The organism is Aquimarina sp. 433, assembly GCF_054054605.1.
Window position 1 is genome coordinate 232634 of sequence record NZ_JBSWZK010000003.1, and the last position, 12035, is coordinate 244668.

Below are 12035 nucleotides of genomic sequence, written 5' to 3' on the forward strand. Positions count from 1 at the left end.
AATAAAATAAAAATATGGATGTAGGGATAGAAGCTATGAATATTTATTGCGGTTCAGCGACTCTAAATGTTTCTGATTTAGCAACGGCAAGAGGTTTAGATGCAATGCGCTTCGAAAAGTTATTGATCAATGAGAAAACGGTTATCATGCCATATGAAGATCAAGTTTCTAATGGAGTAAATGCGGCAAAACCTATACTCGATAGTTTATCCAAAGAAGAAATTGATCAAATTGATATGATTATAACTTGTACAGAGTCTGGTGTCGATTTTGGAAAGTCTATTAGTACGTATATCCATCATTACTTAGGATTACACAGAAACTGTCGTCTTTTTGAAGTGAAAAATGCATGTTATTCTGGCACAGCGGGATTACAAATGGCTATCAATTATATTTACTCGGAGACATCGTTGAATAAAAAAGCCCTTGTAATATGTACCGATATCATTCGGGTAGGGGAGCTAGATGGATCTATAGAAATGTCTTTTGCAGAGCCAAGTTCTGGATCTGGTGCCGTTGCAATGCTGGTAAGTAATAACCCTGTAGTTTTTAAAGTGGATAAAGGAGCCAATGGTTATTATGGATATGAAGTAATGGATACATGTAGACCGGCACCAGATGTTGAAGCCGGAAACGCAGACCTTTCCTTGTTATCATATCTTGATTGTTGTGAAAAAACATTTGAAGAATATCAAAAAAAAGTGGACGGAGTAGATTACGAATCTACTTTTGGATATTTAACTTTTCATACCCCTTTTGGAGGAATGGTAAAAGGAGCGCATCGATCAAACATGAGAAAGTTTAAAAAGGCAAATCCAAATTATATTGACCAAGATTTCGATAAACGTGTAAAACCGTCTCTGCAATTTTGTCAACGAGTAGGTAATATAATGGGGGCTACAACGCATCTAGCATTGGCAAGTACTATTGAAAATGGTGATTTTAAAAACGGTAAACGTATAGGGGTATTCTCCTATGGATCGGGATGTTGCTCTGAATTTTACAGTGGAGTAGCTTCTGAAAAGTCCCAACAAAAATTAAGAGAATTTAAACTAACCGAACATTTAAATAATAGGTATCAACTATCCGTAGAAGAATACGAAAACACATTTTCTGTAAACACAAAATTAAAATTTGGAACTAAAAATTACCAGCTAGATTTTGAACAATTTTCAGAACCTTTTAGCCATATACAAAATAAAGGTAAATTAATTCTTACCGAGATTAAAGATTACCATCGAATCTATAAATGGACTTAATATGCATACAGAAGAAAACCCATTTAAAACAATCAAAATAAACCAATGGAGACAAACTGTTACAATTAAAATAAACAGGCCAGAAGCGAATAACGCAATTGATCTAACATTAATTAATGAAATAACAAAAGTCTTTACCCAGTTCGAATTGGACAAGGATATCAAAGTGGTTTTGTTTGAAGGATTGCCTGATTTCTTCTGTACTGGTTTAGAATTTAAAACGATCGAAGTTGAAAACTTTGAAATATCAAATAAAGAAAGTCAAAATAAATTTTATGATTTATTAAAAAGTATCGCTTTTAGTTCTAAGGTAACCATAGCTAAAGTTAAGGGTAAAGTTAATGCAGGAGGAATTGGGATAATAGCCTCTTGTGATATAGTAATTGCAGATCACAGTGCAACTTTTGGGTTGTCCGAGGCTTTGTTTGGTTTACTTCCTGCTTGTGTAATGCCTTTTTTAATTCGGCGTGTTGGATATCAAAAAGCACAATGGATGGCACTAATCACTCAAGGGGTGTCCGTAGATAAAGCTCTTGAGATTGGATTGGTCGACGAAATCGGGACAAATTTAGAAGAGAATGTAAGAAAAAATTTACTTAGGTTAACAAAGTTAGAGACTGATACAATTAAAGAACTAAAAGAATATATGGGCGAATTGTGGATTATTAATGAACAAACTAAGGAATTGGCAGTAAATAAGATTTCTTCTCTTTTAATGAGAGATACGGTACGATCGAAAATCAACAGTTTTGTCAATGAAGGAAAAATGCCATGGAATCAGTAGTAAAATTAAAAGAGCTAGGTCATGATATTGTAGAAGTTACAATGTGTGATAAGGAGGCTAGAAATACTTTTTCAGAAAGACTAATCAATGGCCTTGTAGACATATTTGAGAAAATCAATAACAATACTACATATAAGGTAGTGATACTTGCTGGATATGATAATTACTTTTGCTGTGGAGGAACCAAAGATGAGTTGATTGCCATTCATAAAGGAGAAATAGTCTTTAATGAGAATCCATTTTTTACCGCCCCATTGCATTGTAAAATACCTGTAATTTCTGCAATGCAAGGCCATGGAATTGGTGGTGGATTTGTGTTTGGTTTGTATGCCGATTTTTGCATCTTGGGCAAAGAGAATATTTATACTACAAATTTTATGAATTATGGTTTCACTCCAGGTATGGGTGGGACCTATATGGTACCCTTTAAGTTAGGATCCGAATTAGGAAAAGAAATGTTGTTTTCTGGACTTAATTATAGAGGTCAAGAGCTAAAAGAAAGAGGCATTCCTTTTAAGGTAGTTCCTAAAGTAAATGTATTGAAAGAGGCGTTTTCTTTTGCAAAAACACTTAGTCAAAAACCAAGAATTTCATTGATAACGCTTAAGGAGCATATGAACGGTGAGTTAAAGAAAAAATTGCCAACAGTTATTGATCAAGAACTTAAAATGCATGAGATAACTTTTCATCAACCGGAGGTAGCAGAAAGGATAGAAAAAATGTTTGGCAGATAAGTCATTTAAAAGGATTATAAAAACAAGTTATACCAATAATTTTGATAAATAATAATGTAAAGATAGGATTTCTATTCTCTGGTCAAGGGAGTCATTATAGGAAAATGGGACAAAAATTGTTTGAAAATAATAACGTTTTTAAACAAAGTCTTATCACCAGTGATTCTATTATTCAGAAAAATATAGACCGATCACTTATATATGAATTATACAAAGAAACGAATCCTACATTCGATGATCTTCTAATTACCCATCCGGCAATAGTAGCCATAGAGATTGCAATGTATACAGTAATGGAGGATCTAGGAGTATTTCCGGATTATGTTTGTGGAAACAGTCTAGGAGAGTTTGCTGCAGGAGTGGCCAGCGGAATATGGGATGCAAGAAGTGCTCTGGAAGCATCAATAGAACAAGCTAAATCTATTGTACGAGAAAATACAGAAGGAGGAATGATAACAGTATTTCGAGAAGGAATTAGTAAGTTAAATAAGTTGTATACAAAGCATAATTTGTATTTAGCATCTTCTAATTTTAGTGGACATAACACATTTTCAGGTTTAAAACACGATATAGAAGCTTTTAAACGCGAATTGAAAAAACTAAATTTAAATCATGTTCAACTTCCTGTAAATTATCCTTTTCATTCTCCATTGATTAAAAATGCAAAACACGGATTTGATTATTTTATGAGTCATAATATTTCTCTATCAACACCACGTTGTAATTATTACTCTGGCGCCGATGGCAGACAACTTTCTGAATTTGGTAGAGAATATTTTTGGGATGTTATAAGCCGTTACAATAATATTTCTAAGACAGTAGAATCGATAGAATCCAATGGAGAAGGCATATATATAGATTTAGGACCTTCTGGGACTATGGCAACTTTTGTTCAATATAACATAAACAAAAGTTCTAAATCCAAAGTTTTTAAAATCATGACTCCTTTTCAGCAAGAAGAAATTCAATTGGAAAGATTTATCAATGAATACAAAATTAATACCACTTGAGATAGCTCTGGTATGCTTTTATGATTATTAATGAATTTTAGAAAGAGTCAAGCCTTAAAATATAACATATGAATAGATTAAATTAATGATTGGAGAAGGGAAAATTATTTTACAAAGAGACAAGATGACCTTTGTTTCTTCATTTTGCGTGCTAAATAAAGATGCTATCGATTTGGATCAATATTTACACTTTTTACATAGAAAAGAATTGAGATATCTTGAAACATTAAAATTTGAAAAAAGAAGATCAAACTTTTTAATGGGAAGAGTAGCAGCAAAAACCGCCATATCTAAACTAAGTGATGAACCATTGGACTCAATAGCCATAGAGTATGGGGTATTTAAATTTCCAATCGTAAAATCCATAGGGATTCATAATATCCAAATAGGTATAAGTCATACTAAAAATATAGGCTTTGCTATTGCTTTTCCCGAAGAACATCCTATGGGAATAGATGTTGAAATTATAGATGATAATAGGGTAAATACAATAAGAAAATTTATTACAGAAAAAGAGCTGGGTTTAATTGCCAATATTGAGAAACCTTTTAATATGACCTCCACGTTGGTTTGGTCGGTTAAAGAAAGTATTTCTAAAATATTTAAAACCGGATTGACAATGGATTTTAATGTTTTGGAAATGAAAACTTTAATTAAAAAAGGAGATTTTTATATTAGCACATTTCAAAATATAGCACAGTATAAAGGAATTTCTTATCAAAATCAGGAGTATATTTTTTCTTTGGTGTTACCAAAAAACACCGTAATAGATTTAGAAGTATATAAGAATACAATAGATCAAATCTTAAACACAGAATGTAACAAATAAGTTTATGTAAGTTACTCTTACTATAGAAATGCTCTGAAGTAAATTAATTTATAAAACTAAGTGGAAAATAGATAAGCAATTAATGAATGTTAAAACTTTTTATGTGTCCGGTCTTTCGGTGAAAAATCAATGTTATTTAATACACTTAAATAATACTGGAATTTTTATCGATCCGGCTTGGAATTATGATTTGCTTAATGGTTTTTTAGAAGAAAATAACATTAAGCTAAAAGCTATTTTACTCACTCACTCTCATATAGACCATATCAATCTTGCAAATGAATTTGCTCAAAAATATAACGTACCAGTTTATATGTCCAAGGAAGAAATAGATTACTATAATTTCAGTTGTACAAACCTTATAGAAGTTAAACACCTTCAGGATATTATTCTAAATGGTTTTAGAATACAACCAATTCTTACTCCAGGTCATACCAAAGGTAGTGTTTGTTACCTGATAGAGAACCATCTTTTTTCTGGGGATACTGTATTTATAGAAGGAGTAGGGATTTGTAGTGTTGAAGGTAGCGATGTGCATCAAATGTATGATTCTGTTCAGTATCTCAAAAAAAGTTTACCATTGGATACTTTTATTTGGCCTGGACATTCTTATGGAGAATTGCCCGGAAAAACCTTGAGGTTTTTGTTAAAAAACAATATTTATTTTCAATTAGAAAACAGAAAACATTTTACAAGTTTCAGAATGAGAAAAGGCCAAAAAAACCTGTTTGATTTTATGTAGTAGTAATAACAATGAATTTAAGAAAATTGATTTTAATTTAAGTAAGTATGAATAAGGTAATTTATTGTTTTACTTTAAGAGAATATAGAAAACAACATGCACGCTATCAAAAAGAAATTAGGTTTGAAGATGCACTAAAACTTGCTATAAAGGAAATTACACTATCTATTTTAATTTCTAAGAAAAAAGGGTTTGTAACAGAATTGATAACAGATGTAGAAAGTTATCAAGTTCTTAAGAATCTTCCTTGCGATAAGCTGTCTCTGGACTTAGAATTTATATCGGATAAGTATTCATCTTGGGTTGAGGTAAAAGCATTTATCATTGCAAAACAAACAGAACCTTTTGTTTATATGGATTGGAATATTTTGCTCAATGATGATGCAATAGTGCAATCGTTAAAAAACTGTAAAGAGGATTTTGTAATAGCTTCACTTTATGATATTCCTTACTATTATCGTGCGGAAGATCAAATGAGAGTTTCTCATAGAGACATAGGAGAATACTCTTGGCTTATAGATATTGGAGGGAATTATATAGAAGAATTTCAGCAACATCATTTGTATGCATTCAATTGTAGTATTTTAGGGTTTAATAACTTAGATTTTAGAGATGCATATATTGAGAATTTTCTAAAGTGCCTAAACGTTATACGAAAAACTGATAAAAAGAACGACTCTATGCGTACAATAGAGGAATATCTTTTGTATGCAGTTGCTAAGTCCAGAGATGCATCTTATAATGCATTGTTTCATGAAATTTATGAGGAGCGAAAACGTGAGAATAATTTATTCAATTCAAGATCATTACTTAGATCAAAAAAGTTAAGAGAAGCACTTTCTAAAATTCTACTTAGACAAGAAGAACATAGATTTAGTTCCTCAAACTTAAAGGACAGAAAGTTTTCGTTAATCTTGGCAAAACATCGAAAATTGAGACCCGATTTATTCAATGAACAAACTTTGAAATTATCTAAAATTTTAGCCAAAAAAACACCAACCGAGATTCATGATATTTTCAAGAAGGAATTCCCAGATCATCCACTGGTGAGTACTAAAACAAATACAAAAGCTTTTAATGGTGTTATGATAAGTTTATGTACCGTAGTGATGAACAGAAAGGAGCATTTGATAAAAACTCTTAAACACAACTTATCCATAATAAAGGAGTTTAAAGGAAAAGTGGATATTAATGTCATAAATTATAATTCAACTGACGGATTAGAGGATTATTTGTTTGAGCAAAGTTGGTTTTTAAAAGGGGTACAAAAAGGTTATATAAATTATTATCGTAATTATAGTGCAAGATTTTACCATCGTACATTGCCTAAAAATGCAATTCATTTCCTTGCAGAAGGTACATATCTTATTAATATTGATGCTGATAATTTTGTGAGTACAGATTACTTAAAATATTGTATGTCTTCAATAAATGAAGATCACAATGTTTATTTTCGGCCTTCACGAGAAAGCGCATCAGGAACATACGGCCGTATTGGAATTCATAGAAGAGACTTTAAACATATTGGTGGTTACAATCTCAAAATTGAAAATTATGGTTTTGAGGATGTAGAAATTACTATTAGATTACGTAAAAAAGGAGTTAACCAATTACTAGTACCTGCATTTTTATGTCAGGACGCTATTGATCATAAAGACGAAATACGTACCGAAAATGAAAAGAATACTAAGATCTTTAATGATAATTGTGATGAATCAGATCATAGAAATAGAAGAATTGAATTTGATCTATATCCAAATAAATATCTAAATGTGGACATCGAAGTATTTAAAATCAATCATAAAAGAATCCCGGAAAAAGTTTTAGACCTGGAGGTGAAATAATATGAAAGCTTTATTTTTTTTATTAAATCATCAAAATGAAGGCACCTTTGAAGTTGAATTTCAATAATTAATAAAAAAACATATGTTTTTTTGAATAAAATTAGTGTCAACAAAATACCTCTTCCTATCTTTGTTCGACCAAAGAAGTTGGTTGATAACATTGTTTTTACCTAAAAATTAATCGATTGAAACTAAATATTAAAAACGAAACTTCGAGGCTTAGAGCTGTTGTTTTAGGAACCGCTGTAAGTAATGGTGCTGTTCCCAAAGTCGAGGAAGCATATGACCCAAAATCTATAGAGCATATAAAAGCTGGTACCTATCCAAAAGAAGAAGATATGGTGGCAGAAATGACAGCAGTGGCTAACGTTTTTGAAAAGTATGATGTAAAGGTTTACAGACCTCAGATAATAGAAAATTATAACCAAATTTTTGCACGTGATATTGCTTTAGTAATTGAGGATAAATTTATAAAATCCAATATCCTTCCGGATAGAGAAAAAGAGATTCAGGCTATCCAATACGTTATTGATGAAATTGCACCGGATAAAGTTTATAAAGCTCCATCAGATGATATTCATTTTGAAGGAGGTGATATTATGCTTCACAACGATCATATTTTTATTGGAACATATAAAGGCGAAGATTATAGTGATTGTATTGTCGCAAGGACAAATATGAAAGGAGTTTCTTATATTCAATCGCTTTTCCCTAGTAAAATAGTTAAAGAATTCGATCTCAATAAGTCTATGGAGGATCCAAGGGATAATGCTTTACATTTGGATTGCTGTTTTCAACCTGTTGGTAAAAATAAAGCAATTATACATAAAGAAGGTTTTAGAAACTTAGATGATTATCAATATTTAGTAGATCTTTTTGGAAATGAAAATCTATTTCATATAGATAAAAATGAAATGTACTACATGAACTCTAATATATTTTCCATTTCTGAAGATGTGGTAATTTCTGAAAAAGGCTTTACAAGATTAAACTCTTGGTTAAGAGGTTTAAATATAACGGTAGAAGAAGTTCCTTATTCCGAAATAGCAAAACAAGAAGGATTGCTTAGATGTTCTACGATGCCGTTAATCAGGGATTAAATGGTGGAGAATTATATAACAACTTTTGTAAAAAGATGAAACAAGTTACAAATACTATAGTAATGATTCGTCCTGTTAGATTTAGGATGAATGAACAAACAGCCGTTAATAATTATTATCAGAAGACCTCAGATGATAAGATAGATGTTAACAAGAATGCTCAAGAAGAATTCGATGCTTTTGTTGGAAAACTGAGAGCGGTTGGTGTAAATGTTATCGTTGTCGAAGATAAACTGGAGAATGATACTCCAGATTCTATTTTTCCAAATAATTGGGTGTCTTTTCATGAAAATGGAGATATTGGCTTATATCCAATGTTTGCAGTTAATAGACGTCGAGAAAGGCGTCCTGAAATTTTAGATGCTGTGGAGAATGAAGGTTTTGAAATAAAAAATGTTGTTGATTATACCTCTGCAGAAGAGGATGATGTTTTTCTTGAAGGTACAGGAAGTATTGTATTGGATAGGGAAAATAGAAAAGCATATTGTGCTTTATCTCCACGAGCAGATGAAGAGTTGTTTATTGAGTTTTGTGAGGACTTCGAGTATACTCCTGTAATTTTTACAGCGTATCAGACGGTAGAAGGAGAAAGATTGGCTATTTATCATACGAATGTAATGATGGGTATTGGTGAGACTTTTGCAGTAGTTTGCCTAGATTGTATAGATGACAAAAAGGAACGCAAAAACTTAGTAAACCATCTGAAAGACGACGGAAAAGAAATTGTAAACATCACTGAAGAACAAGTAAATCAGTTTGCTGGAAATATGCTTCAAGTTGTTGGCGCAAAAGAGCAAAGATATTTAGTGATGTCTTCTGCTGCATTCCATAGTCTAACTCAAAATCAAATTACAACCATAGAAAAGCATTGTGAAATCCTTCATAGTAATTTGGAAACTATCGAAAAATTAGGTGGAGGAAGTGCTCGTTGTATGATGGCTGAAGTATTTCTGCCCGAAAAATAATGAAACTTATCTTTAGTGGCTTGTCTATTCATGTTTGCCAGAAAAAACATAAAAGAATATAGAAAAAGGTGATGTAATATCTTTTAGTTATTTTTGAGTATTGTAAAAATGATTAAATGCTCTCGAAAAAAACAAAATATGGTTTAAAAGCTTTGACCTATATCGCAAGAAAAAAATGTGAGCATCCGGTTTTGATATCCGAAATAGCCAAAAGTGAAAATATTTCGCAAAAGTTTTTAGAAAGTATATTACTAACCTTGCGTAAAAATGGAATTCTAGGATCTAAAAAAGGGAAAGGTGGTGGATATTATTTAATTAAGCCGCCTAAAGAAATTTCAATGGCTGCTGTCATTAGAGTATTAGAAGGACCTATCGCGATGCTACCATGTGTGAGCTTAAATTTCTACGAAAAATGTGATGATTGTCCAGATGAAGATGCTTGTACAGTTCATAAACTGATGATAGAGGTAAGAGATAATACCTTAAAAGTTTTAGAAAACAAGACTTTAAATGATTTTATAGAATAAAAAGGATAAATTGTTAATTTTCAATAACTCTAATAAAATCATAAGGACCTTCAATCTTACCCCAAACTTGTTTTCCTTCGCTATCATATCCACGATCCCAAGAAGATATTTTATTCCTGCTCATAACAATATTACTTGTAGTGTATTTAATTTTTTTACTAAAACTACTGGAGCAAGAGTTTTTACTGGTTTTTCCTTGATATATGGTCGACGTCTTTTTTTTAAAATAAACGTCACAACCTGCTCTAACGGTTAAACTGTCAATTGTTAACTGATTAAAAAGAGACGTGTCTTTCCAACCATTAATGTATTTTTTTTGATTAGGGATTATATAGCTGCTACTACTTATGGTAATACTGTCTACTCTTTTAATGTTAATAATTCTTTGGTTATAAATCGCAGTACTTTTTTCTTCATTAAACAGTTCTTGATAGAACCAATAGCCAGATTGATCTTTCCATATTGGGGAGTTAATAAGGCAAACTGCTGCATACCCGGATTCTTCTTTAGCTTGTTTTTTGGAAGAAAACTTACCTGTTAATATCTGTACAAAATCTTCTAATTCAGGATCGTTTATAACTTTACTGTTGCAGTTACATAAGAAGATTAGTGTGATAAGAAAAGGGAGTAATTTCCGCATTTGCCTTTTTTTCAAAAATACTAATATTTATTACAAAAAACGTATTTTATCGACTTAAATTGCCTTTTGTCTATGTTTTATTGCGTTTTGAGAAGAGATATTTCGTATCATTCCGCCGAAAATAAAGTAATGAAAAGGAACCATAACATACCAATACAATCGTCCCCATATCCCTCTTGGCCTAAAAGTAGCAGTTTGATGAAGTATGTTGTTTTGATCAATATCAAATTCTAACCAGGCTTCTCCTGGTACTTTCATTTCTGCGAATAGTAGTAAACGTTTTTCGGTTTTATCTGCTACAAGTACTCTCCAAAAATCTAAGGCATCTCCCGAATTAATTTTATCAGGATTTGTTCTACCTCTTCGTAATCCTACTCCTCCAAAAAACTTATCAATATGGCCTCTTATTTTCCACATCCAATCACCGTAGTACCAACCGGTCTCGCCACCAATTGCCCATATTCTTTCTATAACAAGTTCTGGATCTTTTATTTTTATCTTTTTTTTGTCTTTTAGGCACCCTTTTCTAGGTACCGTAACATATTTTTGAATATCCTGATTAAATCGACCACTTATCATAGAATCTTTCCAGCTTGATACAACCTGGTTCTGCTCTATTTTTATAAATGCTAGTTCTAGAGCTTTGGTATACGTCATAGGTTCTATACCTAGTATTTTTTGTAATCGCTTATCATTAGCAACCACAGGAATACTCATGCTATCTACTAGATTTAGTGCGAGCTTATAGGATGTAGAAGTTACAAAATATAGCCAATACGAAGAAAGCTTAGGAGTCATCACCGGTAATGTGAAAATAAATAGCTTAATACCTCTAACCTTAGCGTATAATTGAAGCATCTGTTTGTATGTAATAACATTAGGGCCGCTAATGTCAAAGGATTGGTTATAGCATTCAGAATTTCCCAGTACGCCAGTCATAAAGCTTAAGACGTCTCTGATAGCTATAGGATGTGTTTTTGTGTTTACCCATTTTGGCGTAATCATTATCGGGAGTTTTTCACAGAGATCTCGAATGATTTCAAAGGAAGAACTTCCAGAGCCAACAATGATTCCAGAACGTAAAACTGTTAAATTAAAATCGCCTTTATATAATGTTTCTTCCACATTTTTTCTAGACCATAAATGCTTAGATAGGTTTTTTTCATTAACTATTCCACTTAAATATATGACCTGTTTAATATTAGTGTTTTTGACTAAAATGTTAAAGTTTTGAGCAGAGATTTCTTCTTTCTTATCAAAATCTGAGGTAGAAGAGCTCATAGAATGGATAAGATAATAAGCTACATCAATCTGGTGTGGTAATTTGCTTGGATCTGGACGCTCAAGAAAATCTATTTCAACAATAGAAATCTTATCGGCCATTTCTTTATCAATAGAAAATCTATCTCTATCTCTTACACAACAGATTACGTCGTGACCTGCATCTAAAAGTAAGGGCAATAACCTCATGCCAATATATCCATTGGCTCCAGTAAGTAATATTTGCATTTTTTTTGATTTGGAATTGCTTAGCGCATTACTAAAAATGTATTTTTTCTTTTATTACAAGATACGAATTGATATCGATAGAACTGGTAGAA

At 31.7% G+C, this 12035-nt stretch carries 12 protein-coding genes; 10 read left to right on the forward strand and 2 right to left on the reverse strand.

The features are described 5' to 3' along the window. Window positions 1-14 precede the first annotated feature (14 nt). The 10 genes from ACWNT5_RS07670 to ACWNT5_RS07715 all read left to right on the forward strand — a co-directional run bounded on the left by ACWNT5_RS07670 (window position 15) and on the right by ACWNT5_RS07715 (window position 9794). Window positions 15-1259 (forward strand): hydroxymethylglutaryl-CoA synthase family protein, encoded by a 1245-nt coding sequence (locus tag ACWNT5_RS07670; RefSeq protein WP_299608331.1) that lies wholly within the window; start codon window positions 15-17, stop codon window positions 1257-1259. 1 nt (window position 1260) lies between these two features. After that, on the forward strand, window positions 1261-2043 hold the full coding sequence (locus tag ACWNT5_RS07675; protein WP_299608329.1) for an enoyl-CoA hydratase/isomerase: 783 nt from the start codon (window positions 1261-1263) through the stop codon (window positions 2041-2043). Then, entirely contained in the window at window positions 2031-2777 is a 747-nt protein-coding gene (locus ACWNT5_RS07680; protein ID WP_456517021.1) for a polyketide synthase, read from the forward strand. The genes ACWNT5_RS07675 and ACWNT5_RS07680 overlap by 13 nt, the downstream gene beginning before the upstream one ends. Window positions 2778-2818: 41 nt before the next feature. Next, window positions 2819-3787, forward strand: coding sequence for an acyltransferase domain-containing protein (locus tag ACWNT5_RS07685; RefSeq protein ID WP_299608325.1), 969 nt, complete (start codon window positions 2819-2821; stop codon window positions 3785-3787). A gap of 85 nt (window positions 3788-3872) precedes the next feature. Next, on the forward strand, window positions 3873-4616 hold the full coding sequence (locus ACWNT5_RS07690) for a 4'-phosphopantetheinyl transferase family protein (RefSeq protein ID WP_299608323.1): 744 nt from the start codon (window positions 3873-3875) through the stop codon (window positions 4614-4616). Window positions 4617-4698: 82 nt separating this feature from the next. Continuing rightward, window positions 4699-5358, forward strand: coding sequence for an MBL fold metallo-hydrolase (locus ACWNT5_RS07695; RefSeq protein WP_299608321.1), 660 nt, complete (start codon window positions 4699-4701; stop codon window positions 5356-5358). Between the two features lie 47 nt (window positions 5359-5405). Continuing rightward, complete coding sequence (locus tag ACWNT5_RS07700; protein WP_299608319.1) at window positions 5406-7202, forward strand: galactosyltransferase-related protein; 1797 nt, start codon at window positions 5406-5408, stop codon at window positions 7200-7202. Window positions 7203-7387: 185 nt separating this feature from the next. Beyond that, window positions 7388-8302 carry a dimethylarginine dimethylaminohydrolase family protein gene (locus tag ACWNT5_RS07705; RefSeq protein WP_299608317.1) on the forward strand — a complete coding sequence of 305 codons (915 nt, stop codon included), beginning with the start codon at window positions 7388-7390 and terminating at the stop codon, window positions 8300-8302. A 35-nt stretch (window positions 8303-8337) separates the two neighbouring features. Further along, the gene (gene ctlX, locus ACWNT5_RS07710) at window positions 8338-9267 is read left to right on the forward strand and encodes a citrulline utilization hydrolase CtlX (protein WP_299608314.1); all 930 of its coding nucleotides are present in this window, start codon (window positions 8338-8340) and stop codon (window positions 9265-9267) included. Window positions 9268-9383: 116 nt separating this feature from the next. After that, window positions 9384-9794: an RrF2 family transcriptional regulator gene (locus ACWNT5_RS07715; protein WP_299608311.1), complete on the forward strand. Its 411-nt coding sequence runs from the start codon at window positions 9384-9386 to the stop codon at window positions 9792-9794. 13 nt (window positions 9795-9807) lie between these two features. Here the strand turns inward: ACWNT5_RS07715 and ACWNT5_RS07720 are convergent, their stop codons facing one another. Together ACWNT5_RS07720 and ACWNT5_RS07725 are read right to left on the reverse strand one after the other, a co-directional pair. Then, the gene (locus ACWNT5_RS07720; protein WP_456517022.1) at window positions 9808-10434 is read right to left on the reverse strand and encodes a chromophore lyase CpcT/CpeT; all 627 of its coding nucleotides are present in this window, start codon (window positions 10432-10434) and stop codon (window positions 9808-9810) included. 54 nt (window positions 10435-10488) lie between these two features. Beyond that, complete coding sequence (locus ACWNT5_RS07725; protein ID WP_456517023.1) at window positions 10489-11943, reverse strand: SDR family oxidoreductase; 1455 nt, start codon at window positions 11941-11943, stop codon at window positions 10489-10491. Window positions 11944-12035: the final 92 nt, after the last annotated feature.

What these genes read in the sequence shown, in the direction of transcription:
- ACWNT5_RS07670 (WP_299608331.1), top strand. Translation starts at nt 15, where the DNA reads ATGGATGTAGGGATAGAAGCTATGAATATTTATTGCGGTTCAGCGACT.
- ACWNT5_RS07675 (WP_299608329.1), top strand. Translation starts at nt 1,261, where the DNA reads ATGCATACAGAAGAAAACCCATTTAAAACAATCAAAATAAACCAATGG.
- ACWNT5_RS07680 (WP_456517021.1), top strand. Translation starts at nt 2,031, where the DNA reads ATGGAATCAGTAGTAAAATTAAAAGAGCTAGGTCATGATATTGTAGAA.
- ACWNT5_RS07690 (WP_299608323.1), top strand. Translation starts at nt 3,873, where the DNA reads ATGATTGGAGAAGGGAAAATTATTTTACAAAGAGACAAGATGACCTTT.
- ACWNT5_RS07695 (WP_299608321.1), top strand. Translation starts at nt 4,699, where the DNA reads ATGAATGTTAAAACTTTTTATGTGTCCGGTCTTTCGGTGAAAAATCAA.
- ACWNT5_RS07700 (WP_299608319.1), top strand. Translation starts at nt 5,406, where the DNA reads ATGAATAAGGTAATTTATTGTTTTACTTTAAGAGAATATAGAAAACAA.
- ctlX (WP_299608314.1), top strand. Translation starts at nt 8,338, where the DNA reads ATGAAACAAGTTACAAATACTATAGTAATGATTCGTCCTGTTAGATTT.
- ACWNT5_RS07715 (WP_299608311.1), top strand. Translation starts at nt 9,384, where the DNA reads ATGCTCTCGAAAAAAACAAAATATGGTTTAAAAGCTTTGACCTATATC.
- ACWNT5_RS07720 (WP_456517022.1), bottom strand. Translation starts at nt 10,434, where the DNA reads ATGCGGAAATTACTCCCTTTTCTTATCACACTAATCTTCTTATGTAAC.
- ACWNT5_RS07725 (WP_456517023.1), bottom strand. Translation starts at nt 11,943, where the DNA reads ATGCAAATATTACTTACTGGAGCCAATGGATATATTGGCATGAGGTTA.